Raw genomic sequence first — 23,256 nt, 5'->3', positions numbered from 1 at the left:
CCGTGAATATCTGCGTCCGCTCTCTCCGACCCGTCGTGGCGAGCCGGTCAGGCCCGCCCGTGCAGATACGGAGACGGTGCGCCGTACACGAGTTCGGGCGGTGTCCACTCGGTGAGGTCGTGCAGCACGACTTCTTCCGCGAGGAGGTGACCCGCGCTCGCCGGCCAGGCTATCGCATGGAGCCACATTCCCCGAGCCTCGCCGGCGTACGCGCTTCGATCCGTTACGGAACGGACGAGCCACAGTGGAGTCGGATGGCCACCTACCCGGATCTTCGCGTGCGGCAGACGCTCGGGATGACCAGGGCCGGGGTCGGTGAGCGCCTCCTCCACCTGCGGGCCGGGATCGGGTCCGGGCAGTCCCGCGAAGCGGGAACCGAGACCGACGCCGGGCTCCTCGGCGACGAAGATGAGATCGGCCGGCCCACCGTCCAGGGGGGCCGGACCGGCGCAGGAGACCAGAGTGGCCCGTACGCCCGACCGCTCGTCGCCCGCCCACGCGACGCCGGTGAGCGTCCAGCCCGCCGGTAGCGGCCACGGACACCACAGCGGCATCCGGAGCCGGTCGGGCGGGTCGGGATCGGCTGCCACCCGCTCCACCACGCTGGCCATGATCTCGGCGCTGATGTGCTCCGGCACGTGCAGCGGCGCGACCGGGCCGCAGCGCACGCACCGGTGCTCGGCGTGCATCAGGTCCGGCTCGCGCACCGGCCCCGCGCACTTCGGACAACTCACCGCGACAGTCACACCCTCACCGTCACCCCGGACCCGCGAGGCGTCAAGCAGGGCGCGTGGGATTTCCGTCCGGTGGCGGACCCACGCGGGTTTCAGTCCGGCGGCGGCCCGGCGTACGACCGGATCCAGGCGTGCATGGCGATGCCGCTGGCCACGCCCGCGTTTATGGACCGGGTCGAGCCGTACTGGGCGATGGAGAACAGGGCGTCGCAGGCCGACCGGGCCACCGGCGACAGCCCCGGCCCCTCCTGGCCGAACAGGAGCACGCAGCGGCGCGGCAGCACCGCCGTCTCCATCGGCCGGGAGCCGGGCAGGTTGTCGATCCCGACCACCGGCAGCCGCTCGGCGCGCGCCCACGCGACGAACTCCTCGATCGTGGCGTGGTGCCGGACGTGCTGGTAGCGGTCGGTCACCATGGCGCCCCGCCGGTTCCACCGCCGTCGCCCGACGATGTGCACCTCGGCGGCGAGGAAGGCGTTGGCGTTGCGGACCACGGTGCCGATGTTGAAGTCGTGCTGCCAGTTCTCGATCGCCACGTGGAAGTCGTGCCGGCGCCGGTCCAGGTCGGCCACCACGGCCTCACGCCGCCAGTAGCGGTAGCGGTCCACCACGTTGCGCCGGTCCCCGGCGGCGAGCAGCTCCGGGTCGTAGCGCGGGTCGGCCGGCGGGTCACCGGGCCACGGCCCCACACCCACGTCGAGCTGGTCGTCGGTCACGGTTGCCGAGGGTACGGCCCGACGTCGTCCCCGGTCAGCGCAGGTCGAGCGCGCCGCCCAGCCGGTCGAGGAAACGCGTGTCGGCCGGGCTCGGCGTGCTGTGCCCGGCCCGGCACACCCGGGCCGCCACGGACTCCACCCACTGCCGGTACGCAGCCGAGTCGGCCGGATCGGCCCGGCGGCGCAACACCCGTACCGCGGCCCGGGCGGCGGCCAGCAGGTCGACCAGGTCGGTCAGGCGCTCGTCCCGCTCGGCGGCCCCGTCGTGGCGGGCGTAGATCGCGGCCACCACCGCGCGGACGAGGTCGCTGTCGAACGCCCGGCCGGCGGCGACCGCGTCCAGGCCGGCCAGACCGGCGGCGACACCGCGCGGCGGGCGCCCGGGTCCGGGTGAGGCGGCGGCGACGAGGACGCGGCCCGGCAGGTCGGTCAGCAGGTCCCACTCCGCCGCGGAGTAGGCGGCGGTGGTGAGCGGTGCGGCACGACGACCGGCAGAGGGCGGTTCTCCGGCTACGGAGTGGCTCATGGGAACCTCCGGCCCGAGCATATGCCCCCGCACGAGGTCCGGGCCCCGTCCCCGCCGAACGGGGAACGAGGCCCGGTGGCCGGACGGACGCGAGGTCAGCGCGGCTCGGGGAAGCTGGGGCGCTCCGGGTCGACGCCGTCCGGGACGGCGGCGGCCGCGTACTCCCTCTTCGGCACCATGACCTTGCGGCGGAACACGCAGACGAGCGTGCCGTCCTGGTTGTAGCCGCGGGTCTCGACCGCCACCACGCCGCGGTCGGGCTTCGAGGCCGACTCCCGCTTGTCCAGCACCGTCGTCTCGCCGTAGATGGTGTCGCCGTGGAACGTCGGCGCGACGTGCCGCAGCGACTCGATCTCCAGGTTGGCGATCGCCTTGCCGCTGACGTCCGGCACGGACATGCCCAGCAGCAGCGAGTAGATGTAGTTGCCGACCACCACGTTGCGCTTGAACTGCGAGGCGGACTCGGCGTAGTGCGCGTCCATGTGCAGCGGGTGGTGGTTCATGGTGAGCAGGCAGAAGAGGTGGTCGTCGTACTCGGTGACCGTCTTGCCCGGCCAGTGCCGGTAGACCGCGCCGACCTCGAACTCCTCGTAGTAGCGGCCGAACTGCATCCTTGTCCCCTTCACGGGCGGCGATGGAGTGCGGACAGCATGCCTTATCGCTTGTTAAGGCGAGGTGCGGGCCGCTCGTCCGGCGGAAATGTCACACCGGGGGGCCACCCAGGTCCGGACGCAATGAGCGGCGGGGCCCTCCCCGGCACCCGCCGCCCACGCTCTGATGCGAAGAATTCTGCCGTACCACCACCCTCCGCCGACAGAGACGGAGGTCACATTTATCTTTTCGTAACATTACTGAAAGTAACCGACATGCGGTCGGTAAGCTATCACCGCAGCCTGCATAGATGCTCGTCAGGGCCAAAGTTACCGATGCGTAGCGGACACTGAGCGTGATCTCCTTGGAAACGCTCCCATCACGGCCCGTCACGCAAGTGCGGCATGCATTTGCGTTCCGCACGGCCGGGGTGAAGAGATGGCGTTCGATGTGCCCAGGGTCACCGTCCCGACGCTCAGCGTTTCGCCACCCGCACGCCGGGAATTCGGACGGACCGACCCTGGTTCCACCGGACGTACGACAATCCGCGGTGATCGGAGAGAGCAAATGGCAACGGTTGAGCTGACCACGGCCAACTTTGACGAGGTGACCGGGCGCGACGGGATCGTCCTGCTCGACTTCTGGGCGGACTGGTGTGGCCCGTGCAAGCGCTTCGCCCCGGTCTACGAGCGCTCCTCGGAGAAGCACCCGGACATCTCCTTCGGCAAGGTCGACACCGAGGCGCAGCAGGAGTTGGCGGCGAAGTTCAACATCAGCTCCATCCCCACGATCATGGCGATCCGTGACGGCGTGATCGTCTTCGCCCAGCCGGGCGCGCTGCCGGAGTCGGCGCTGGAGAACCTCATCGAGCAGGTCCAGGCGCTGGACATGGACGACGTCCGCAAGAAGCTGGCCGAGCACAACCACTGACGTTCCGCATGCCGCCGGCCGGCGCCCTTCCGGGTGCCGGCCGGCGGCGTGCGATGAGCAGTGTCCCGGCCCTGGAGAAGGTGCGCCCGGTGGCGTGCGTCAAACGCCCGCTCGGCCGCCCGCCGCGCCGACGTCCCCCGCTCCGGCGACAGCCTGAGCGCGGGCACCCCGGTCAGGCGGTCGGCCCCGGGCGGCCGGCCGGGCCGTAGAGCCGCTCCCGGGCCTCCTGCGGCAACGCGCAGGCGGCGGTGCCGCCCGGCATCCGGTGCCGGTTGCGGGCCACCCAGCGGTACGCGGGCCAGGCCGCCGCGCGGACCGGCGCGAGGCGCAGCCCGGCCCCGGCGAACCGCCAGAGCGGCCCGCTGTCACCGAGCAGCCGGGCGACGGCGTCCGGACCCGCGGCCCGGGACCCGTCGGCGCCCACCCACTGGACCGCCTCCTCGCACTCGGCCTCCGTCAGGCCCAGCGCCGCCAGGTCGGCGAACTGCCACGGCACCACTCGGGCGCCGGTCGGGACACGACGCTCGATGAACTGCGCGCAGCTGGTGCAGAAGGCGCAGTCGCCGTCGTAGACGAAGGTCGACGTCTCCATGCCTCCATCCTGCACCCGCCCCGGGGCGCGGCGGCGCGGGTGTCCGGAGCATCACTTGCGCTTTATTCGTACACATGTTCGAATAGCTCCCATGCGCTGGGACAACCTCTCCGCTCCCCCGGACGAGGGGACTCCCGATCGGGCGGCGCCGGCGGCTCCACCCCTGCCGCTGGCGCTGCCCGGCGCCGTCGCCCGCACGTTCGACACGCCGGGCTTCGCCGGCATGACCTTCTACGAGGTCCATGCCAAGTCGATCATCAACCGGGTGCCCGGCCGGTCGCATGTGCCGTTCGAGTGGACGATCAACCCCTACCGCGGCTGTTCGCACGCGTGCGTCTACTGCCTGGGCGGCGACACGCCGATCCTGATGGCCGACGGCCGCACGAAGGCGATCAGCGAGCTGGAGCCCGGCGACCGGATCTACGGCACCCGCCGGCGCGGCGCCTACCGTCACTACGTCGTCACCACAGTGCTCGACAAGTGGTCCACTGTGAAGCGGGCCTACCGGGTCACCCTGGCCGACGGCACCACGCTCGTCGCCAGCGGCGACCACCGGTTCCTCACCGAGCGCGGCTGGAAGCACGTCACCGGGACCATGCGGGGCGGCGGACGCCGTCCGCACCTGACCACCCGCAACCGCCTGCTGGGCACCGGCCGGTTCGCGGTGGCGCCGAAACGCTCGGCCGACTACCGCCGCGGCTATCTGCACGCCCTGATCCGCGACGACGACCGGGCCGGCTTCGGTGCCCGCTTCCGGCTGGGCACCGCCGAGACGGAGGCGCTGGACCGCGCCGAGCGCTATCTGACCGACGCCGGGGTCACCGTCGAGCGGGCCGCAGTCGCCCGGGCCGGTCGCCGGGCGACGACCACAGTGGTACGCACTGCCGGCCCGGCCGAGGCCGTCACCGGCCTGTTCGAGGCGCCCGACGAGACCACCGACGACTGGGCGCTCGGCTATCTGGCCGGCATGTTCGACGCCGCCGGCACGTGCCACCGGGGCGTGTTCCGGATCAGCGTCGCCGACGACGAGAGCCGGGCCCGCACGGCCGGCGCGCTGGAGCGGTTCGGCTTCCGGTGGGCGCTCGACGTGCCCGGTGCCCCGGGTGCGGCGCGTCAGCTCCGGCTGACCGGCGGGCTGCCGGAGCGGCTGCGCTTCTTCCACCTCACCGATTCGGCAGTCACCGCCCGGCGCTCGATCGAGGGCATGGCGCTCAAGTGCGCGGCGCGACTCCAGGTGACAGCGATCGAGGATCTCGGCCTGGAGCTTCCGCTGTGGGACATCACCACCGGCACCGGCGACTTCATCGCCAACGGCGTGGTCAGCCACAACTGCTTCGCCCGCAACACCCACACCTATCTCGACCTGGACGCCGGCGCCGACTTCGACCGCAGGGTGATCGTGAAGGTCAACGCGGGCGAGCTGGTACGCCGGGAGCTGGCCGCCCCACGATGGCGCGGCGCGCACGTCGCCATGGGCACCAACGTGGACTGCTACCAGCGGGCCGAGGGCCGCTACCGGCTGATGCCGCCGATCATCGAGGCGCTGCGGGACTTCGCGAACCCGTTCTCCATCCTGACAAAGGGCACGCTGCTGCTGCGTGACCTGCCGCTGCTGCGCCAGGCCGCCGAGGTGACAGGGGTCGGGCTGTCGTACTCGGTGGGGTTCGTGGACGAGGCGCTCTGGCGGGTGGCCGAGCCGGGCACCCCGAGCCCACGCCGCCGCCTGGACGCGGTCCGCACCCTCACCGACGCCGGCTTCTCCGTCGGCGTGCTGATGGCGCCGATCCTGCCCGGTCTCAGCGACGACGAGGAGTCGATCGACGCCACTGTCGCGGCCGTCGCCGCCTCCGGCGCGGCGAGCGTGACGCCGCTGCCGTTGCACCTGCGGCCCGGCGCCCGGGAGTGGTACGCCCGCTGGCTGGCCCGGGAGTTCCCCCACCTGGTGCCCCGTTACCGGCAGCTCTACCAGGCCGGCTCGTACGCGCCGCAGGCGTACCAGCGGGAGGTGACGGCGCGGGTGCGGATGGCGGCACGCCGGCACGGGCTGCACCGGGGCGAGGCCGGCGACAACCGACCGGCCGGTCCCCCGGCCCCGCCGGCGAGCGAACAACTTTCGCTCCTGTAGTACGTATCGACTAACGTGCCGACCATGCGGGAGACCTTCGGGGCGGCGCTGGGCCGGCAGCGGATCGCGTTGGCGGTCGCGCTCATCGCCGGATGGTTGACCGCCGTTGTCGACCTGCGCGCGGGCGAGGCCGGCGGGCCGGTGACACTGGTCCGCCTGGTGCCGCTCGCCGTGTTCTTCGGCGTTGCCCTGCGGGAACTCCGCCGCCCGCCCAGCACTGCCGAGCTGCGGGTGGACGAGGAGTCGCGGGCGTTCTTCGCCCCACCACGGGCGGGAGTCAGTTTCCTGACCGTCCTGGTGGGCTTCACGTTCTACCGCGAGGCCGTCACCGCCGACAGTCCGGGGAGGAACGGCTGGGACTCCTTGCTGGCCGCGTTCTTCCTCGCCTGTGCGATCGTCTTCATCGCGGTCAGCTGGTTCCGGGTGCCGGGGTCGAGCTGACCACGGAGGGGATCACCCACCGCCGCCTCGAACGGCAGTGGTTCGTCCCCTGGGCCGCCCTCGACCCGCAACGGCCGGTCGGCTGGCGGCAGGTCGGCCGGGCGATCTCGCTGCCCGTCGTCCGGCCGGACCTGGTCCGCGCCGGTCGCGGCGTGGGCCGGGACGGCACGACGGTTGCGGTACGCGAGGTGGGCGCCGCGCCCGCGCTGATCGCCGGGGCGATCCGGCACTACCTGACCCACCCCGAACACCGGGCCGCGATCGGCACCCGGGAGGAGTACGCCAGGCTGCGCCGCACGCTCGCCGGCGAGGAGTGAGCGGCGGCGCTAGAGTTTTCCCGTGCGCTCCGCTCAGCAGATTCTCGCCGACTCCGCCGTGATCGCCGTCGTGGGCGCCTCCCGTGACCCGGGCAAGGCCGCGCACCGTGTGCCGCTGGAGATGCAGCGGCACGGCTGGCGGATCATCCCGGTCAACCCGACTGTGGACGAGTTGTTCGGCGAGAAGGCGTACCCGACGCTCGCCGACATCCCGCACCCGGTCGACCTGGTCGACGTGTTCCGCCCGGCCCGGGACGCGGTCGACGTGGTCCGGCAGGCGGTGGCGATCGGCGCCCCGGCGGTGTGGTTGCAGCTCGGCATCTTCTCGGACGAGGCACGCCGGATCGCCGAGGAGGCCGGCCTCGACTATGTCGAGGACAGGTGCCTCATCGTCGAGCGGGCCGCCGCCGGGCTGAGCCGGAAAACCGGCGGAACGGCCGCCTGACGACGCGGCACGCGCCGCGTACCCTTCCGGGCATGTCCGGTCCCGGCCCGGTAACGGCTGCCGCGGTGCCCGACCGCGCCGGGCTCTGGTCCCGAAGGCTGCTGGCGCTGTCGGCCGGCGCGGCGGTGGCCGCGGTGAGCGGCCGGGTCCTCCTCGCGCTGGACCCGTCACACCTCGGGGCGGTCCGGGACGTGGTGTGGCTGGTGATGCTGGGGCACCTGGCGCAGCGGTACTGGCGGCCACGGCGGACCGGCCGGCTGATCTGGCGGGCCCGGCTGGCCGGGCCGCACGGCGCCGCACCGGGGTTGGTGGCCCGGCGGTCGGTCCGGCGAGCGCGGCGGCGGTGTGCACCTCCGTCTGGAGCCGGAGCGGTTGCCCCGACCGGTGATCGGCGGGCGCGACCTGACCGTGCCGGACGAGCGGCTGATCGCCGCGATCGAGCGGTTCCGGACCACGCCGGAGGCACGGGCGGTGGGGCTGCCGGTCACTGCACCGGAACCGGCCCCCGGCGTGGCGGAACGTTGAGCCCTACTGCTTGTACTGCTTGAGCAGGCCGCGCGAGATGATGGTCTTCTGGATCTCCGAGGTGCCCTCGCCGATCAGCAGGAACGGCGCCTCGCGCATCAGGCGCTCGATCTCGTACTCCTTGGAGTAGCCGTAGCCGCCGTGGATCCGGAACGCCTCCTGGACCACCTCGGCGCAGTATTCCGAGGCGAGCAGCTTGGCCATGCCCGCCTCGACGTCGTTGCGCTGGCCGGCGTCCTTGAGCCGGGCGGCGTTGACCATGAGCGCGTGCGCCGCCTCGATCTTCGTGCCCATCTCGGCGAGCTTGAAGGCGATCGCCTGGTGCCGGGCCAGCGGCTGGCCGAAGGTGTGGCGCTGCTGGGCGTACGCGACAGCCAGCTCGAACGCCCGGATCGAGATGCCGCAGGCGCGGGCCGCGACGTTGACCCGGCCGACCTCGATGCCGTCCATCATCTGGTAGAAGCCGCGGCCGACCTTCTCCTCACCGCCGAGCACGGCGGAGGCGGGCACCGTGACGCCGTCGAGCACCATCTCGGTGGTCTCGACGCCCTTGTAGCCCATCTTGTCGATCTTGCCGGGGATGGTGAGGCCGGGCGCGGTCTCGCCGAAACCGGGCTCCTTCTCCAGCAGGAAGGTGCTCATGTTGCCGTAGACCGAGTCGGCCCCGGTGTCGGTCTTGACCAGGGTGGCCACCACCGAGGAGTACGCCCCGTTCGTCAGCCACATCTTCTGGCCGTTGAGGACGTAGTTGTCACCGTCGCGGACGGCCTTCGACTTGATCGCCGAGACGTCGGAGCCGCACTCGGGCTCGGACATCGAGAAGGCGCCGCGCACCTCGCCGGTGGCCATCCGGGGCAGCAGCCGGGCCTTCTGCTCGGCCGAGCCGTGCTGTGAGATCAGGTACGCGACGATGAAGTGGGTGTTGACGATGCCGGAGATCGACATCCAGCCCCGGGACAGCTCCTCGACCACGAGCGCGTAGGTCAGCAGGGACTCGCCCAGGCCGCCGTACTCCTCGTCGATGGTGAGGCCGAACAGCCCCATCTCGCGCATGCCGTCGAGGATGTCGCTGGGGTACTCGTCGGCGTGCTCCAGCCGCTGCGCGTGCGGGATGATCTCCTTGTCGGCGAACTCCCGGACGGTTTCCAGGATCGACCGCTGCACGTCGGTCAGTCCGGGTGTCTGGGCGAGTCGGGCCATCTCAGCCTCCGGGGTCGGCACCTTACTCATGGGTAACTGAACGTTCGGTCAGTATCGGCCCCGGGACCGGCCGCGCCAAGGTGACCAGTCCACACAACCGCTGTGAAAAGGTTCACCGCTGCGGGTAGCGTCCGCAAGAGAAAGGGCCGTCGACCTGGGGAAAGGGGCGCGCGTGAGTGACGAGCAGCCACCGTCACCGTACGAGCCGCCGTCGCACGGCCAGCCGTACGGGCAGCCGCAGTACGGCCAACAGCACCCCCAGTACGGCCAGCCGCCGTACGCGCCGCAACCGCCCTACGGCCAGTACGGCCCGCCCGGACAGGGACCACGAGCCGGTGGCACGAACGTGCTCGCCATCCTGTCGCTCGTCTTCGCCTTCGTGTTCGCGCCCGCCGGCATCGTCTGCGGCCACCTGGCCAAGCGGCAGATCCGGCAGACCGGCGAGGACGGCGACCAGCTCGCCACCTGGGGCCTGATCCTCAGCTACATCTTCACCGCGCTCGCCGTGCTGGCCTGCTGCGGCTGGATCGGGCTGGCGTTCTGGGCCAACTCCGACAACAGCGGCTACTGACGGTCAGCGGAACTGCGCCTCCCGGACGCTGTTGCCGCCGTCGACCACGAGCATCTGCCCGGTGATGTACGAGGCGGCCGGCGAGCAGAGGAACGCGATGGCGGCGGCCACCTCGTCCGGGGTGCCGGGGCGCCCGACCGGCGTACCGAGCCCCTGCTTGATCTCGACGATGGTGGACGCCGCGGTGTGGATGATGCCCGGCGCCACCGCGTTCACGGTCACCCGGTCGGCGATCATCTCCATCGCCAGCGCCCGGGTCAGCCCGACCACGCCGGCCTTGGCTGCCGCATAGGCCGCCTCGGTGGGCAGCGCGTTCACCGGCCCGGCGGTGGCCGCCAGGTTGACGATCCGGCCCCAGCCCCGCTCGGCCATGCCGCCGATGAACGCGCGGCTGCACAGGAACGCGGTGGTCAGGTTGCGGTCGATCTCGCCGCGCCACTCGTCGTACGTCAACTGGGCCACCGGACGCAGCACCTCCGGGCTGGCCCGGCTGGCCAGCCCCGCGTTGTTCACCAGCACCTCGACGTCGCCGAGCTGCTCGGCCACCGCGTCGGCGAGCGCGCCCACCTCCGACTCGTCGGTGAGGTCGGCGACGAAACCGGTCACACCCAGCTCGCCCGCGCGTTCGTGAATGCGCCTCGTGGTGGACACGATCGCCACCCGGGCACCCAGGTCGGACAGCCGGCGCGCGGTCGCGTACCCGATGCCGTCCGGGCTGCCCGCACCGGTCACCAGCGCGACCCGGCCGTCCAGGCGCATGGTGGCCGGTTCGGGCAGCGTCGCGGGCCGTTCGGAGTCGGCGACGCCGGCCGGCTCGCCGCCGCGCGGGCGCCGCACCGCCCCCGGCCGGCTGATGTCCCGTCGCGACCGACCCCCACGCGCGTCAAGTGCCATGCCGAGGATCCTGCCCGCTGCCGACCCCACGGGCAACGCCGCGGCCGGAAAGGGGAGGTCCGTGTCGCGCGCCGGGTGGCTACCCTGGGCGCGACCACGTACCTGGAGATGATCAGATGACCTATCCCCCACCGCCCGGCGGCTGGCAGGACCCGCTGGCGGCCGGGCCGCAGTCGGGCCCGCCGGCCGTTCCGAGCCAGCCGGGCCCGGCGGACCCGTACGCGCCGATGGACCCGTACGCGCCGATCGCGGATCCGAAGTCGCCGTACGCCCCGCCCGGTGGCGAGCAGTACGCCCCGCCGATGCCCGCCTACCCCCCGCCCGCCTATCCCGGCTACGCGATGCCGGCGGCCGCCACGAACTCGCTGGCCATCGTGGCGCTGGTGCTGGCGCTGGTCGGCATCGTCTCGTGCATCACCGCGCCGATCGGCGCGATCATGGGCCACGTCGCCCGCAGGCAGATCCGGGAGACCGGTGAGCAGGGTGACGGCATGGCCCTGGCGGCGATCATCGTGGGCTGGCTCGTGAGCGGGCTCGTGGCCGCGTTCATCCTGCTCTACATCGTTATCGGCGTGATCGTGATCGGCGCCGCCACCAGCAGCAACGGCGGCTACTGAGGCCGCCGGGCCGCCCCGGGCGGGGGCGGCCCGGCGGGCGGTCAGGACGCGGGCGGCGTGAACGAGGAGGTGCGGGACATGCCGGCGGCCCGGCCCTTGGCGGCGATCACCAGCGCCATCTTCCGGGACGCCTCGTCGATCATCTCGTCGCCGAGCATCACCGCGCCGAGCTTCCCGCCCGCCTCCGAGGTGTAGTAGTCGTACGCGTCGAGGATCAGCTCGGCGTGGTCGTAGTCGGCCTGCGCCGGCGAGTAGACCTCGTTGGCGGCGTCGATCTGGCCGGGGTGCAGCACCCACTTGCCGTCGAAGCCCAGCGCCGCCGAACGCTTCGCCACCTCCCGGAACGCGTCCACGTCCCGGATCTGCAGGAACGGGCCGTCGATGGCCTGCTTGTCGTGCATCCGCGCGGCCATCAGGATGCGCATCAGGATGTAGTGGTACGGGTCACCCGGGTAGTCCGGGATCAGCGCGCCGACCACGAGCGACTTCATGTTGATCGAGGCCATGAAGTCGGCCGGGCCGAAGATGATCGTCTCGACCCGGGGCGAGGCGCCGGCGATGGCGTCCACGTTCACCAGCCCGGCCGCGTTCTCGATCTGCGCTTCGATGCCGATCCGGCCCACTTCCAGTCCGAGCGTCTTCTCGATCTGGGTGAGCAGCAGATCCAGCCAGTGCACCTGCTCGGCGTTCTGCACCTTCGGCAGCATGATGCAGTCCAGGTTCGCCCCGGCGCCCTCGACCACCTCGATGACGTCCCGGTAGGTCCACGGCGTGGTCAGGTCGTTCACCCGGACCACGCGGGTCTTGCCCGTCCAGTCGCCCTCGTTCAGCGCCGCCACGATGTTCTTGCGCGCGTCCGGCTTGGCCAGCGGGGCGACCGCGTCCTCCAGGTCCAGGAAGACCTGGTCGGCGGGGAGGCCCTGGGCCTTGCCGAGCATTTTGACGCTGGAGCCGGGTACCGCCAGGCAGGATCGGCGGGGACGACCGACAGCGGTCATGGATGCGCTCCTTCCAGCGTCAAGCGGGGGTGCCGACGCAGCGGTGGATTTCGAGAACTTAACGATCCCAAAGGGCGTGGTGACGCCACGGTAACCTCGTGCCGTGACCGGGGTGAATGGACCTGTGGAAGATCTCACTGACCGTCGGATCGTGGTGCTGACCGGCGCGAGCTCGGGCATCGGGCTGGCCGCCGCGGAGGAGCTGGCTCGCCGTGGTGACCAGGTGGTGCTGGTCGGCCGCGACCCGGCCCGGCTGCGCGCCGCGGGCGAGCGCGTCCGCGAGTGCTGCGGCGAGCAGCCGGAGCTGTTCCGCGCCGACTTCGCCGTGCTCGACGACGTACGCGGGCTCGCCGAGCGGCTGCGCCAGCGGTACGACCGGATCGACGTGCTCGTCAACAACGCGGGCGCGATCGTGCTGGAACCGATCACCACGGTCGACGGTTTCGAGCTGAGCATGCAGGCCAACCACCTCGCCCCGTTCCTGCTCAGCAACCTGCTGGCCGACCGGGTCCGGCGGATGGTGGTCACCGGCTCGGACGCGCACCGCAGCGGCGTGCTCGACCCGGACGACCTCAACGCCGCGTTGCGCTCGTACCGGCCGTTCCGCGCGTACGGCACCAGCAAGCAGGCGAACATCCTGTTCACCGCCGAGGCGGCCCGGCGCCGGCCGGAGGTGCCGGCGCACGTCTTCCACCCCGGTGTGGTGAGTACCCGCTTCGGCAACGAGAGCCGGATCGTGGCGCTCGGCATGCGGCTGCTGCCGTTCCGCAGCCCGGAGAAGGGCGCGGAGACGCTCGTGTGGCTCGCCTGCCAGGACCCGTCCCGGCTGACGAACGGCGGCTACTACGCCGACCGCAAGCCGCACCGGCCCCGGCCCAAGGCGGCCGACCCGGCGCTTGCGGCGCGGCTCTGGACGGCCAGCGCGAATGCGGTCGGCGTCGACGCCTGAGGGCGGCGCGACCGGCGGTCCGCTGGGACACTCGACGCCATGACGACGGGGAACGAGGTCCTGCTGGTCGCGCTGGTCGACCTGAGCGCCGACGCGCCGGCCGGGCGGCGGTACGAGGACGCCGTGCTGGCGTTGCTCGGCCGGCACGGCGGCGAGTTGGAACGGCGGCTGCGCACCGGCGACGGGGAGACCGAGGTGCACGTCATCCGGTTCGCCGCCCGGGCCGGGTTGGACGCGTTCCTGGTCGACCCGGAGCGCGCCGCGCTGCGCGCCGAGCTGGGCGACGCCGCGCCCGCCACCCGGGTGCTCGAGGTACGCGACGTCTGAGGTCACGACACGTGCACCGGGACGCTCGTGACCACCACGCCGGGCAGGGCCCGCAACGCGGTCCGCAGCCGCTGCTCGGCGCGGCTGTGCAGCAACCGGTACCGCCGCCGGCGCAGCACCACCTCCGGCACGATCACGGTGAGCGTCAGCTCCGGGCTCGCGGTGTGCAGCGCCTCCAGGTAGTGCGCGAGCGGCCCGATCACCGACCGGTACGGCGACACGATCGTCTCCAGCTTCAGGTGGTCGCCCCAGGTCCGCCACTGGTCCCGGAACCGGTCCGCCTCGTCCTGCGCCGGAGCGATGTGCACGGCGAGCGTCGGCCGCCCGAGTGACGTCGCGTACGCCAGCGCGCGCAGCGACGCCCGGTTCAGCCGGGCCACCGGCACGACCACCAGATGGCGTACCTGCTGGGGCAGTTCGTCGCACTCGGCGGGCGGCGCGGGCGGCGGCGAGTGCAGCGCCAGCGCGCCGTGCAGCCGGTCGTAGTGCCTGTGGATCCGGCGGAACAGCAGCACCAGCAGCGGCACGGCGACCACCACCACCCAGGCGCCCTCGGCGAACTTGGCGACCGCCGCGGTGAGCAGCACCAGCCCGGACAGCGCCGCACCGACCGCGTTCAGCGCGAGCCGGCGGTGCCATCCCGGCCCCCGGCGGCGCCGCCAGTGCACCACCATCCCGGTCTGGGACAGCGTGAAGGCGAGGAACACACCCACCGCGTAGAGCGGGATCAGCCGCTCGGTGTGCCCGCCGAACGCGACGAAGACCAGCGCGGCGGTCAGCGCCAGCGCCACCAGCCCGTTGCTGAACGCCAGCCGGTCGCCCATGTGCAGGAACCGGCGCGGCGCGTGGCCGTCCCGGGCCATGAAGAACAGCAGCCGGGGGAAGTCGTTGAACGCCGTGTTCGCGGCCAGCAGCAGGATCAACGCGGTGGTGGCCTGCAGGATGGCGTACCCGGGCCCGCTCGGGAACGTCACCCGGCCGAGCTGGGACAGCAGCGTCTGGTCCGCCCGGGGCGCCAGGCCGTCGAGGTGGATCAGCCCGACCAGGCCGGCGAAGAGCGTGACCAGCATGGCGACCATCCAGCCGAGTGTGGTGCGGGCGTTGCGCCACTCGGTCGGCCGGAACGCGGGCACCGCGTTCGAGACCGCCTCGATGCCGGTCATCGACACCGCACCGGAGGAGAACGCGCGCAGCACCAGCAGCAGGCCCAGGCCCTCGGCGGCGGGCACCGAGGGTGGCGGCAGCGGCGCGAAACCCCGCGAGGCGGCCTTCGCGTACCCGACCGCCAGCACCGCGACCAGCACCACCACGAACGCGTACGTGGGCAGCACGAAGATGTTCCCGGCGGTGCGTACGCCGCGCAGGTTGCCGGCGAGCAGCACGGCGATCACCAGCACCCCGAGCGGCACGGTCCACGGGCCGAGCCCGGGTAGCGCCGACGTGACCGCGTGCAACCCGGCCGCCACCGACACCGACACGGTCAGCACGTAGTCGAGCATCAGCCCGGCCGCGGCGGCCAGTCCCGGCGTACGCCCGAGGTTGTCCCCCGCGACGATGTAGGAACCGGCGCCGTGCGGATAGGCCGGGATGGTCTGCCGGTAGGACAGGCCGACCGCGACCATCAGCACCACGAGCACTGCGGCGAGCGGCAGGGCCAGTCCCAGCGCGGCGCTCCCGGCCAGCACCAGCACCGCGAGCATCGCCTCCGGCCCGTACGCCACGGAGCTGAGCAGGTCCGAGGAGAGCACCGGCAGCGCGACCAGCTTGCGCATCCGCTCGTACAGCACCGACGCGCTGGACAGCGGCGGCCCGACCAGGGCCCGGCGGACCCGGGTGGCGGCCCGCCCGGCCCGGCCGCCGGGCAGGTCGGCCGCCCCGGTGGCGACCAGCTCGCCCGGCTGCGCGACGGTGAACATGTCGATCGGCGCCAGCCGGCCGAACCGGGTGGGCGCCGGATGGTGGTCGTGCCGCCCGAGTGCGGGGTCGACCGGCAGGTCGCCCGCGTCGCGCGGGCCGCGCCAGCGTGCGCCGATCCGGCCGAGCGCCACCCGTTCCTCGTCGCCGAGCGGCGGGAACTCGGCCGAGGGCGTGACGACGGTGCCCGCCTCCGCCGCGTCGTCCCGGTCCGCCCCCACCCTGAGCACTTTCGTGCAAAACGGACCGCGCGGTGGCCGGAACGGCGCGACGGGTAGCAGTCCGACACCCGACCGACACGCAACGTCAACGAACCGTTACGATCGTGCGCGTCCCGGCGATGCCGGACAGACGTCCGGAGGCGTCCCTCATGCCCAGGTTCCAGGCGGTGCTGTTCGACTTCTTCGGCACCCTGACCCACGGCGCGCGGCGCGCAGCCGCCCACCGCGCCACCGCCGAGGCGCTCGGCTGCTCCACCGAGTCCCTGGTGGAGGTGCTGGACAGCAGCTACTACGAACGGGCCAGCGGGTCCTTCGGCGACGCCGAGTCGACGATGCGGTGGGTGTGCGCCCGGCTCGGCGTCCACCCGTCCGACGCGGCGGTACGCGCCGCCGTCGCCACCCGCCACCGGGCCGTGCGAGCCGGCACCCGGCTACGCGCCGAGGCGGTGCCGGTGCTGGCCGCGTTGCGCCACCAGGGCGTACGCACCGGGCTGGTGAGCGACTGCACGCACGAGCTGCCGGCGTTCCTGCCGCAGCTCGCCGTCGCGCCACTGCTCGACGCCCAGGTCTTCTCGGTACGGCTCGGACGCTGCAAGCCCGATCCGGCGCTCTACCTGGCCGCGTGTTACCGGCTCGGCCAGGAGCCCGCCGACTGCCTCTACGTCGGCGACGGCGACAGTCAAGAACTCACCGGGGCGGAGCGGGCCGGGCTGAGCGCGGTCCGGTTGGCCGCGCCGGACCTCGCCGACCACATGGTGCTCAACGCCGACCACGGCTTCCACGGGCCGTCGCTGGCCTCGCTGACGGACGTGCTCGGCCTGCTCGACCCGGTCCCCGTCGCCTGACCGCCTCGTCAACGGCTTCCGGCGGTCAACGGCGGCGGACGCGGTGCAGGCGGAACGGCTTGCGGACGGCCCGCACCACAGGCGCCGGCCGGGCCTGCTCACTGAGCGAACCGTCCGGCAGGTCGGCGCCGGTCACGGCGGTGCCGGCGGGCGCGAGCCGGTTGAGCGCGCAGCCCCGCGCCGCCCACCGCTCGACCAGCTCCGTGGCGGAGCCGGAGGCGTTGAGCCGCTTCGCCGCGACCAGCGGCGCGACGGTGTCCCACTCCTCGGTGCCCGGTCGCAGCCGGGTCACCCGCGCCGGCCAGGTGACGATCCGCCCGCCGTGATCGCCGCGCAGCGTCACGTCGGCGGTGTCGCTGTCGGCCAGCCCTGGCGCGGCCTGCTCACCGGGGCCGGTGACCACGAGCAGCGTGCCCTCCACCGGCAGGCACCACAGCGCGTACGCCGGGTCGCCGCCGGTGCTCACCCAGCAGACCGCGGCCTTCTTCACCGCCTCGTCCACGAGCGGCGGCGTCACCCGCTCGTCCACCTCGTCACTCACCCCGCCATCCTCCCCCATTCCCACCCCGGCTGGCCCCACCCCGCCCACCCGGCCCGCGGTGATCAGCGAGTTCGAGGGCGGAGGGCGGGGCGGTCAGCCGATGAATGGGGGGACGCTGATCTCGCCCCGGGCCACCGGCATCACCTGGCCGGAGACCGTCGCGCCCACCGCCAGCCCGCCGGAGGCGGTCACCGTGCAGTCGAGCGTGGAGGGGCGGTTGATCTCGATGCCCTGCCGGACGGTGTACTCCGCGCGGCCGTCGCCGGGAAGCAGGCCGCTGGCGACCAGCCACACGCCCAGCCCCAGGGCGGCCGAGCCGGTCGCCGGGTCCTCGGGCACGCCGAGCCCCGGCACGAATACCCGGGCGTGCGCGGTTTGCGAATCGGCGTCCCAGGAGAAGAGGCTGACGTGCTCCACTCCGTACCGCTGCGCCGCCGTCGTGTTCAACCGTGCCCGGGCCACCGCGTCCGGGCGTACCGGAAGGTAGGGGAACTCAAGGCCGCACCCGGCGACCCGGGGTGGTGGGCCGACGTGGTCCGGCCCGGTGAGGCCGACCATCTCCAGCAGCGGCTCCGGATCCAGTTCCGGGCCGAGCGTGGGCGTGCCGCCGGTGAGCGTCGCGCCGGTGGCCGTCACCTCGATCGGCAGGACGCCGGCGCCGCACTCCTGGGCTACCCGGCCGGCGCCGAACACCCCACGCCGGCTCGCGGTCACCGCGGCGCCGACGCTCGGGTGCCCGGCGAACGGCAGCTCGTCGGCCGGGGTGAAGATCCGGGCCCGGTAGGTGGCGCCCACCTGCGTCGGGGGCAGCACGAAGACCGTCTCGGACAGGTTGAACTCCAGCGCGAGCGCCTGCATCTGCTCGGTGGCCAGCCCTTCCGCGCCGAACACCACGGCCAGCGGGTTGCCGGCGAACGGGCGGTCGGTGAAGACGTCCACAATCTCGTAGCCCAAGGTCGACATGTTGCTAGAGAGTAGGCCCTTAGGCTGGTGCCCGTGAGCACGCCGAACCGGGTCTACCTCGCTCGACTCGCCGGAGTCGCCGTCTTCGACCCGAACGGCGACCAGGTCGGCCGCGTCCGGGACGCGGTGGCCCGGATACGCGCGACCCAGCGACCGCCGGAGGTGGTCGGCCTGGTCGCCGAGATGCCGATGCGACGGCGCATCTTCCTGTCCATCAACCGGATCACCTCCATCGACCCGGACGCGGTGGTGCTCGGCAGCGGCACGCTCAACCTGCGCCGCTTCGAGAAGCGCCCGAACGAGCTGCTGGTGCTCCAGGAGCTGCTCGACCGGCGGGTCCAGCTCGACAGCGGGCAGGCCGGCTCGGTGGTGGACGTGGCGATGGAGCACAGCCGCGGCGGCGAGTGGGCGCTGAGCCGGGTCGCCGTCCGCGAGCACACCGGCCGGCTCACCCGCCGCGGCCACCTCCACCAGGTCGACTGGGACCGGGTCCGCGGCCTGGGCACGGTCGGCGACAACCGGGGTACGGCGAACCTGCTCGCCGTACTGGAGGACCTGCGCCCGGCCGACCTGGCGAACGCCCTGCAGGACCTGCCGGACTCCCGGCGCAACGAGGTGGCCGCCGCGCTCGACGACGAACGCCTGGCTGATGTGCTGAGCGAGCTGCCCGAGCGCGACCAGGTGGAGATCCTGGCCGCGCTGGACCGCCAGCGGGCCGCCGACATCCTGGAGGAGATGGAACCGGACGACGCGGCCGACCTGCTGAACGAGCTGCCCCTGCCGGAGCAGGACGTGCTGCTGGACCTGATGGAGCCAAACGAGGCCGACCCGGTACGCCAGCTGCTGCGCTACGCCTCCGGCACCGCCGGCAGCGTGATGACCTCGGAGCCGGTGATCCTGCCGCCGGACGCCACGGTGGCGGAGGCGCTGGCCCGGATCCGGGAGGCGCAACTGTCCCCCGCGGTGGCGGCACAGGTCTTCGTGGCCCGCGCCCCGCTGACCACACCGACCGGCCGCTACCTGGGCATGGTGCACTTCCAGCAGTTGCTCCGCGAACCGCCGGCCGACCTGCTCGGCGGCATCGTGGCGAACGACATCGACCCGCTGCGCACGTCGACCCCGCTGCCCGAGATCACCCGCCGGATGGCCACGTACGACATGGTCGGCATGCCGGTGGTGGACCGGAACAACCGGCTGGTCGGCGCGGTGACAGTGGACGACGTGCTGGACCACTCCCTGCCGCGGGACTGGCGGGACCGGGACGCGGCAATCCCCTCGTCCGCCACCGACGACGCAATCCTGGACGGCGACGATGAGTGATCAGCGACGGGGCGACCGGCTGGACCAGCCACGCGCCCCGCGAAACCTGCGGCTGCCCCGAGTCGACGCGGAGACGTTCGGCCGCTGGGCCGAGGGCATCGCCCGGGGCATGGGCACGGCGAACTTCCTCGTCTACATGACGCTGACCCTGGTGGCCTGGTTCCTGTGGAACACGCTGGCCCCGGCGGATCTGCGCTTCGACCCGTACACCTTCACGTTCTTGACCTTGATCCTCTCCCTCCAGGCGTCCTACGCGGCGCCGCTGATCCTGCTCGCGCAGAACCGGCAGGCGGACCGGGACCGGATCGCGATGGACGAGGACCGGCGGCGGGCCACGCTGCAGAAGGCCGACACGGAGTACCTGGCCCGGGAGATCGCCGCGCTGCGGATCGCGATGGGTGACGTGGCGACCCGGGACTTCCTGCGCTCGGAGCTGACCCGGCTGGGTGAGGAACTGGACGAGGCGGCCGAGCGGCGGCGCAAGCGGGAGCGGCGGCACCAGGAGCGCGAGGGCCGGCGGACGGGCGGCGGTGAGCCGCTGGACGAGCCCCGGGACGAGCTGGACAGCGACTACGCGCGCGACCGCTGACCGGTCATCGAATCGCTCACACCGCCCCCGCCAGCGGCGGTGGCGGATGACCCGCGACGTAGCATTGCGGGCATGTCAGCACCCGTCAGCACCGTCTCCGACGCGATCCAGGCCGCCCTGGCCACCGTCAACGACCCGGAGATCCGCCGGCCCATCACCGAACTCGGCATGGTCCAGTCCGCCGAGCGCGACGAGGACGGCGTGGTCCGGGTGGAGCTGCTGCTCACCGTGGCCGGCTGCCCGCTGAAGGACAAGCTGCGCAGTGACATCACCGCCGCCGTGGGCGCGGTGCCCGGCGTGAGCGGGGTCGAGATCATCTTCGGCGTGATGAGCCCGGAGCAGCGCCAGGAGCTGCAGTCGAAGCTGCGCGGCGGTGGCGCCACGGCCGAGCCGGTGATCCCGTTCGCCCAGCCCGGTTCGCGGACGCGCGTCTACGCGGTCGCCAGCGGCAAGGGCGGTGTCGGCAAGTCCAGCGTCACCGTCAACCTGGCCGCCGCGCTGGCCTCCCGGGGCCTGTCGGTGGGCGTGGTGGACGCGGACATCTACGGTCACTCGGTGCCCCGGATGCTCGGCGCCGACGGTGCGCCGACCCGCGTCGAGGACATGATCATGCCGCCGCAGTCGCACGGCGTGAAGGTCATCTCGATCGGCATGTTCACCCCCGGCAACGCCGCCGTGGTCTGGCGCGGGCCGATGCTGCACCGGGCGCTGCAGCAGTTCCTCGCCGACGTCTACTGGGGTGACCTGGACGTCCTCCTGCTCGACCTGCCGCCGGGCACCGGCGACATCGCGATCTCGGTGGCCCAGTTGCTGCCGAACGCGGAGATCCTGGTCGTCACCACGCCGCAGGCGGCCGCCGCCGAGGTGGCCGAGCGGGCCGGCGCGATCTCGTTGCAGACCCACCAGCGGGTGGTCGGCGTCATCGAGAACATGTCCTGGCTGGAGATGCCGGACGGCTCCCGGATGGAGGTCTTCGGGGCCGGTGGCGGCGCGGCGGTGGCCGAGTCGCTGACCCGCACGATCGGCGCTCAGGTGCCGGTGCTGGGGCAGATCCCGCTGGACACCCGGGTCCGCGAGGGCGGCGACGCCGGTCAGCCGATCGTGCTGGCCCAGCCGGACGCCCCGGCCGCGAAGGCGCTGTTCCAGGTCGCCGACCGCCTGGCCGTGCGCCGTGAGTCCCTGCTCGGCAAGCCCTTGGGCCTCAAGCCCGCCGGCCGCTAGCCCGCGCCGCTCCCCCGCTTCCGTCGCCCCTTCCCGCCAAGCGGGAGGGGGCGACCCCTTTTCAGCAGACGATCATGAGGTTGGCGGTCGCCGGAGCGGCGTGTCGCGCCGTCAACTTCATGATCGACCGCGAAGGAGTGGCGCTCAGGTGGCGTCGTCGTAGGACGGGCGGGGGGCCGGGGGCGCGGGGGTGGATGCGGGGGCGCTGGTGGCGACCCTCGGGGTGCGCAGGTCGGCGGCCTTGGCCACGTCCTTCAGCTCGTCGTGCACGCCTGTGACGTCCGAGCGCAGGTTGTCGTACATGCCCTGGAGCGGCTTGCGGATCGCCCGCTCGTCTTCCTCGCTGAGCAGGTGCTTGCGGATGAACGCCTTGGGGTGCAGATCCTCCAGCTGGATGTCCGTACCCAGCTCGCGACTCAGGTCGCCGGTGGCGTCGCGCGCCATGTTGCGCAGGTTGCGGACCATCCGGAGGCCGTCGCTGATCACGTTGGGCAGCCGGTCCCCGAAGATCAACAGCGCCAGGAGCAGCAGGACGCCGATCTCCCACCAGTTCAGGTTCTCGAACACCGCGGCCTCCTCGTCCGTGTCAGGGCAAGACTACGCACGTCAGGTGACCATCCGGGAGGGGGTGACCGCTGCTTACTTCGCGTCAGCGGCGAGCGTCACCGACGCGTTCTGCCGCGACGAGCCGCGCCGGTACTCGACAGTCACCACCGAACCGGGCGCGTACTTGCGCACCAGGGCCACCAGGTCGGTCGGATCGGTCATCGGGTGGCCGTCCAGCCGCAGCACCACGTCCCCGGTACGCAGTCCGGCGGCCGCCGCCGGGCCGGCCGGCTCGACCGCGTTGAGGCGTACCCCGCCGCCGGCGGCGCCGGTGCCGCCGACCTGGGCGCCGATCACCGTACGCCGGGCCTTGCCGGTGCCGATGATGTCCTCGGTGATCCGCTTCGCCTGGTTGATCGGGATGGCGAAGGCGAGGCCGATGTTGCCCGCCTCCTGCCCGTCGGCCACCAGCGACTTGATCGTCGAGTTCACCCCGACCACCCGCCCGGCGCCGTCGACGAGCGGGCCGCCGGAGTTGCCGTGGTTGACCGCGGCGTCGGTCTGGATCGCCGCGTAGTAGCGGGTCGGCCCGCCCGGCTCACCGGCCTGCATGGTCCGGTCCAGCGCGCTCACGATGCCGGCGGTGACGGTGTTGGCGAGCGACAACGGTGACCCGATGGCGAGCACCGGGTCGCCGACGGCGAGCGCGTCGGAGTCGCCGAACTGCACCGGGGCCAGCCCGGTGCGGGAGACCTTGATCACGGCGAGGTCCGACTCCGGGTCCTGCCCGACCACGGTGGCGGCCGCGGTGCTGCCGTCGTTGAAAACGACTGTGGCCTTGCCCGGGCCGTCGGCGACCACGTGGTCGTTCGTGACGATGTGGCCCTCGCTGGTCACCACGAAGCCGGAGCCCTCGCTGGTGCCGCCGAGGCTGACCACGCGGATGGTGACCACGCTGGGCAGGACCCGCTCGGCCACCCCGGCCAGCGACTCGGGCTTGCGCTGGGCCAGCGCCGGGGCCTGCCCGGACTGCGCGCCGATCGTCGGCACGTCGCCGCCGCGCAGGAACGCGTACGTCAGGGCGCTGCCCAGGGAACCGGCCAGCAGCGCCGTGACCAGCGAAATCAGCACCACCTGGCGCAGCCCTGGCCGGGTCGGCAGATCGGGGTCGACGACCGGCTCCGGCTCCCCCGCACCGGGTGCCGGCGCCGCCGGAACCACCACTGCGGCGGGCGCGTACGGGTCTCGCCAGGGGTCGGCCAGCGCGTCGGACCACCACGGCGAGGGCGCCTGACCCGGGGCGTCCTGCGGCGGTCGTCCGGACGCCGGCCCACCCGGTGCCGGCGATCCGCCGGGCCGCCGCCAGTCCCAGCCGTCGGTCACGTCGGTGCCTCCCACTCCGTCCCGCTGGCCCCGCGCCGGCGGCCGGCGGAGCCGGACGACAGTGACGCGCGGGACGCATCCAGGATTACACGGATGGCGCGGATGGGGTCAGGGGTTGCCGTCGGTGAGCACTCGGCGGCGGACTCGCGGCTGCGCCGGTACCGGCCCGCCTCTACGCTCACAGTGCATACCGCCCCTCGCACCAGTCCGCCCCT

General features: G+C 72.8%; 27 protein-coding genes. 14 read left to right on the top strand and 13 right to left on the bottom strand.

Features of this window, described 5'->3' with window-relative positions; genetic code table 11:
- Positions 1–47: 47 nt before the first annotated feature.
- From ACFYON_RS12650 to ACFYON_RS12635, 4 genes are all read right to left on the bottom strand, one after another.
- The gene (locus ACFYON_RS12650) at positions 48–734 is read right to left on the bottom strand and encodes a DUF6758 family protein (protein WP_354864601.1); all 687 of its coding nucleotides are present in this window, start codon (positions 732–734) and stop codon (positions 48–50) included.
- Positions 735–826: 92 nt separating this feature from the next.
- The gene (locus tag ACFYON_RS12645) at positions 827–1,450 is read right to left on the bottom strand and encodes an RNA methyltransferase (protein WP_354864599.1); all 624 of its coding nucleotides are present in this window, start codon (positions 1,448–1,450) and stop codon (positions 827–829) included.
- A gap of 34 nt (positions 1,451–1,484) precedes the next feature.
- Positions 1,485–1,976, bottom strand: a complete 492-nt coding sequence (locus ACFYON_RS12640; protein WP_354864597.1) for a hypothetical protein — start codon at positions 1,974–1,976, stop codon at positions 1,485–1,487.
- A gap of 95 nt (positions 1,977–2,071) precedes the next feature.
- Positions 2,072–2,587: a MaoC family dehydratase gene (locus ACFYON_RS12635; protein WP_018789068.1), complete on the bottom strand. Its 516-nt coding sequence runs from the start codon at positions 2,585–2,587 to the stop codon at positions 2,072–2,074.
- Positions 2,588–3,134: 547 nt separating this feature from the next.
- Between ACFYON_RS12635 and trxA the strand changes: the two genes are divergently transcribed.
- Complete coding sequence (gene trxA / locus ACFYON_RS12630) at positions 3,135–3,497, top strand: thioredoxin (RefSeq protein WP_354864595.1); 363 nt, start codon at positions 3,135–3,137, stop codon at positions 3,495–3,497.
- A gap of 172 nt (positions 3,498–3,669) precedes the next feature.
- On the opposite strand, the gene ACFYON_RS12625 is transcribed toward trxA, so the two are convergent.
- The gene (locus ACFYON_RS12625; RefSeq protein WP_354864594.1) at positions 3,670–4,089 is read right to left on the bottom strand and encodes a DUF393 domain-containing protein; all 420 of its coding nucleotides are present in this window, start codon (positions 4,087–4,089) and stop codon (positions 3,670–3,672) included.
- On the opposite strand from ACFYON_RS12625, the gene ACFYON_RS12620 reads away from it, so the two are divergent.
- The 5 genes from ACFYON_RS12620 to ACFYON_RS12600 all read left to right on the top strand — a co-directional run bounded on the left by ACFYON_RS12620 (position 4,088) and on the right by ACFYON_RS12600 (position 7,942).
- Complete coding sequence (locus ACFYON_RS12620; RefSeq protein WP_354864592.1) at positions 4,088–6,214, top strand: intein-containing Rv2578c family radical SAM protein; 2,127 nt, start codon at positions 4,088–4,090, stop codon at positions 6,212–6,214. The two genes, ACFYON_RS12625 and ACFYON_RS12620, sit on opposite strands and share 2 nt — an antisense overlap.
- A gap of 24 nt (positions 6,215–6,238) precedes the next feature.
- Positions 6,239–6,655 carry a hypothetical protein gene (locus ACFYON_RS12615; protein ID WP_387320744.1) on the top strand — a complete coding sequence of 139 codons (417 nt, stop codon included), beginning with the start codon at positions 6,239–6,241 and terminating at the stop codon, positions 6,653–6,655.
- Between the two features lie 152 nt (positions 6,656–6,807).
- Positions 6,808–6,972 (top strand): hypothetical protein, encoded by a 165-nt coding sequence (locus tag ACFYON_RS12610; RefSeq protein ID WP_354864588.1) that lies wholly within the window; start codon positions 6,808–6,810, stop codon positions 6,970–6,972.
- Positions 6,973–6,994: 22 nt separating this feature from the next.
- Complete coding sequence (locus ACFYON_RS12605) at positions 6,995–7,417, top strand: CoA-binding protein (protein WP_354864586.1); 423 nt, start codon at positions 6,995–6,997, stop codon at positions 7,415–7,417.
- Between the two features lie 345 nt (positions 7,418–7,762).
- The gene (locus tag ACFYON_RS12600) at positions 7,763–7,942 is read left to right on the top strand and encodes a hypothetical protein (protein WP_354864584.1); all 180 of its coding nucleotides are present in this window, start codon (positions 7,763–7,765) and stop codon (positions 7,940–7,942) included.
- 3 nt (positions 7,943–7,945) lie between these two features.
- Here ACFYON_RS12600 and ACFYON_RS12595 read toward each other — a convergent pair whose 3' ends face one another.
- Positions 7,946–9,142, bottom strand: coding sequence for an acyl-CoA dehydrogenase family protein (locus ACFYON_RS12595; protein ID WP_354865248.1), 1,197 nt, complete (start codon positions 9,140–9,142; stop codon positions 7,946–7,948).
- A 172-nt stretch (positions 9,143–9,314) separates the two neighbouring features.
- On the opposite strand from ACFYON_RS12595, the gene ACFYON_RS12590 reads away from it, so the two are divergent.
- Entirely contained in the window at positions 9,315–9,713 is a 399-nt protein-coding gene (locus ACFYON_RS12590) for a DUF4190 domain-containing protein (RefSeq protein ID WP_355094738.1), read from the top strand.
- Between the two features lie 3 nt (positions 9,714–9,716).
- Here the strand turns inward: ACFYON_RS12590 and ACFYON_RS12585 are convergent, their stop codons facing one another.
- Positions 9,717–10,607 (bottom strand): SDR family NAD(P)-dependent oxidoreductase, encoded by an 891-nt coding sequence (locus ACFYON_RS12585; protein WP_354864580.1) that lies wholly within the window; start codon positions 10,605–10,607, stop codon positions 9,717–9,719.
- Between the two features lie 116 nt (positions 10,608–10,723).
- On the opposite strand from ACFYON_RS12585, the gene ACFYON_RS12580 reads away from it, so the two are divergent.
- Positions 10,724–11,224 (top strand): DUF4190 domain-containing protein, encoded by a 501-nt coding sequence (locus tag ACFYON_RS12580; RefSeq protein ID WP_354864578.1) that lies wholly within the window; start codon positions 10,724–10,726, stop codon positions 11,222–11,224.
- Positions 11,225–11,265: 41 nt separating this feature from the next.
- Here the strand turns inward: ACFYON_RS12580 and ACFYON_RS12575 are convergent, their stop codons facing one another.
- A complete protein-coding gene (locus ACFYON_RS12575; RefSeq protein ID WP_116503786.1) occupies positions 11,266–12,222 on the bottom strand; it encodes a CoA ester lyase in 957 nt (318 codons plus the stop codon).
- A gap of 124 nt (positions 12,223–12,346) precedes the next feature.
- Between ACFYON_RS12575 and ACFYON_RS12570 the strand changes: the two genes are divergently transcribed.
- Positions 12,347–13,171, top strand: coding sequence for an SDR family NAD(P)-dependent oxidoreductase (locus ACFYON_RS12570; protein WP_355094740.1), 825 nt, complete (start codon positions 12,347–12,349; stop codon positions 13,169–13,171).
- Between the two features lie 39 nt (positions 13,172–13,210).
- Positions 13,211–13,498, top strand: a complete 288-nt coding sequence (locus ACFYON_RS12565; protein WP_355094742.1) for a hypothetical protein — start codon at positions 13,211–13,213, stop codon at positions 13,496–13,498.
- Positions 13,499–13,500: 2 nt separating this feature from the next.
- Here ACFYON_RS12565 and ACFYON_RS12560 read toward each other — a convergent pair whose 3' ends face one another.
- A complete protein-coding gene (locus ACFYON_RS12560; RefSeq protein ID WP_387320742.1) occupies positions 13,501–15,633 on the bottom strand; it encodes an APC family permease in 2,133 nt (710 codons plus the stop codon).
- A gap of 149 nt (positions 15,634–15,782) precedes the next feature.
- Between ACFYON_RS12560 and ACFYON_RS12555 the strand changes: the two genes are divergently transcribed.
- On the top strand, positions 15,783–16,478 hold the full coding sequence (locus ACFYON_RS12555; protein WP_354864570.1) for an HAD family hydrolase: 696 nt from the start codon (positions 15,783–15,785) through the stop codon (positions 16,476–16,478).
- 25 nt (positions 16,479–16,503) lie between these two features.
- On the opposite strand, the gene ACFYON_RS12550 is transcribed toward ACFYON_RS12555, so the two are convergent.
- Together ACFYON_RS12550 and ACFYON_RS12545 are read right to left on the bottom strand one after the other, a co-directional pair.
- Positions 16,504–17,037: a hypothetical protein gene (locus tag ACFYON_RS12550; protein ID WP_354864568.1), complete on the bottom strand. Its 534-nt coding sequence runs from the start codon at positions 17,035–17,037 to the stop codon at positions 16,504–16,506.
- 75 nt (positions 17,038–17,112) lie between these two features.
- Positions 17,113–17,982 (bottom strand): PhzF family phenazine biosynthesis protein, encoded by an 870-nt coding sequence (locus ACFYON_RS12545; RefSeq protein WP_354864566.1) that lies wholly within the window; start codon positions 17,980–17,982, stop codon positions 17,113–17,115.
- A 33-nt stretch (positions 17,983–18,015) separates the two neighbouring features.
- Between ACFYON_RS12545 and ACFYON_RS12540 the strand changes: the two genes are divergently transcribed.
- The 3 genes from ACFYON_RS12540 to ACFYON_RS12530 all read left to right on the top strand — a co-directional run bounded on the left by ACFYON_RS12540 (position 18,016) and on the right by ACFYON_RS12530 (position 21,112).
- Entirely contained in the window at positions 18,016–19,302 is a 1,287-nt protein-coding gene (locus ACFYON_RS12540) for a magnesium transporter MgtE N-terminal domain-containing protein (protein WP_354864564.1), read from the top strand.
- Positions 19,295–19,891, top strand: a complete 597-nt coding sequence (locus ACFYON_RS12535) for a DUF1003 domain-containing protein (protein ID WP_354864562.1) — start codon at positions 19,295–19,297, stop codon at positions 19,889–19,891. Before ACFYON_RS12540 ends, ACFYON_RS12535 begins: the two co-directional genes overlap by 8 nt.
- A gap of 72 nt (positions 19,892–19,963) precedes the next feature.
- Positions 19,964–21,112: an Mrp/NBP35 family ATP-binding protein gene (locus ACFYON_RS12530; RefSeq protein ID WP_091415052.1), complete on the top strand. Its 1,149-nt coding sequence runs from the start codon at positions 19,964–19,966 to the stop codon at positions 21,110–21,112.
- A 144-nt stretch (positions 21,113–21,256) separates the two neighbouring features.
- On the opposite strand, the gene ACFYON_RS12525 is transcribed toward ACFYON_RS12530, so the two are convergent.
- Both ACFYON_RS12525 and ACFYON_RS12520 read right to left on the bottom strand, forming a co-directional pair.
- The gene (locus ACFYON_RS12525) at positions 21,257–21,679 is read right to left on the bottom strand and encodes a preprotein translocase subunit TatB (protein WP_354864559.1); all 423 of its coding nucleotides are present in this window, start codon (positions 21,677–21,679) and stop codon (positions 21,257–21,259) included.
- 72 nt (positions 21,680–21,751) lie between these two features.
- Positions 21,752–23,056 carry a trypsin-like peptidase domain-containing protein gene (locus ACFYON_RS12520; RefSeq protein ID WP_354864557.1) on the bottom strand — a complete coding sequence of 435 codons (1,305 nt, stop codon included), beginning with the start codon at positions 23,054–23,056 and terminating at the stop codon, positions 21,752–21,754.
- Between the last annotated feature and the right edge of the window lie 200 nt (positions 23,057–23,256).

This window comes from Micromonospora sp. NPDC005686, assembly GCF_042871665.1.
Taxonomy (GTDB): domain Bacteria; phylum Actinomycetota; class Actinomycetes; order Mycobacteriales; family Micromonosporaceae; genus Micromonospora.
The sequence above is the reverse complement of the archived record's forward strand: the minus strand, read 5'-3'. Positions and strand labels throughout refer to the sequence as shown.

What these genes read in the sequence shown, in the direction of transcription:
- ACFYON_RS12585 (WP_354864580.1), bottom strand. Translation starts at nt 10,607, where the DNA reads ATGGCACTTGACGCGCGTGGGGGTCGGTCGCGACGGGACATCAGCCGG.
- ACFYON_RS12555 (WP_354864570.1), top strand. Translation starts at nt 15,783, where the DNA reads ATGCCCAGGTTCCAGGCGGTGCTGTTCGACTTCTTCGGCACCCTGACC.
- ACFYON_RS12615 (WP_387320744.1), top strand. Translation starts at nt 6,239, where the DNA reads ATGCGGGAGACCTTCGGGGCGGCGCTGGGCCGGCAGCGGATCGCGTTG.
- ACFYON_RS12575 (WP_116503786.1), bottom strand. Translation starts at nt 12,222, where the DNA reads ATGACCGCTGTCGGTCGTCCCCGCCGATCCTGCCTGGCGGTACCCGGC.
- ACFYON_RS12565 (WP_355094742.1), top strand. Translation starts at nt 13,211, where the DNA reads ATGACGACGGGGAACGAGGTCCTGCTGGTCGCGCTGGTCGACCTGAGC.
- ACFYON_RS12530 (WP_091415052.1), top strand. Translation starts at nt 19,964, where the DNA reads ATGTCAGCACCCGTCAGCACCGTCTCCGACGCGATCCAGGCCGCCCTG.
- ACFYON_RS12545 (WP_354864566.1), bottom strand. Translation starts at nt 17,982, where the DNA reads ATGTCGACCTTGGGCTACGAGATTGTGGACGTCTTCACCGACCGCCCG.
- ACFYON_RS12625 (WP_354864594.1), bottom strand. Translation starts at nt 4,089, where the DNA reads ATGGAGACGTCGACCTTCGTCTACGACGGCGACTGCGCCTTCTGCACC.
- ACFYON_RS12635 (WP_018789068.1), bottom strand. Translation starts at nt 2,587, where the DNA reads ATGCAGTTCGGCCGCTACTACGAGGAGTTCGAGGTCGGCGCGGTCTAC.
- ACFYON_RS12535 (WP_354864562.1), top strand. Translation starts at nt 19,295, where the DNA reads ATGAGTGATCAGCGACGGGGCGACCGGCTGGACCAGCCACGCGCCCCG.
- trxA (WP_354864595.1), top strand. Translation starts at nt 3,135, where the DNA reads ATGGCAACGGTTGAGCTGACCACGGCCAACTTTGACGAGGTGACCGGG.
- ACFYON_RS12580 (WP_354864578.1), top strand. Translation starts at nt 10,724, where the DNA reads ATGACCTATCCCCCACCGCCCGGCGGCTGGCAGGACCCGCTGGCGGCC.
- ACFYON_RS12620 (WP_354864592.1), top strand. Translation starts at nt 4,088, where the DNA reads ATGCCTCCATCCTGCACCCGCCCCGGGGCGCGGCGGCGCGGGTGTCCG.
- ACFYON_RS12640 (WP_354864597.1), bottom strand. Translation starts at nt 1,976, where the DNA reads ATGAGCCACTCCGTAGCCGGAGAACCGCCCTCTGCCGGTCGTCGTGCC.
- ACFYON_RS12550 (WP_354864568.1), bottom strand. Translation starts at nt 17,037, where the DNA reads ATGGGGGAGGATGGCGGGGTGAGTGACGAGGTGGACGAGCGGGTGACG.
- ACFYON_RS12595 (WP_354865248.1), bottom strand. Translation starts at nt 9,142, where the DNA reads ATGGCCCGACTCGCCCAGACACCCGGACTGACCGACGTGCAGCGGTCG.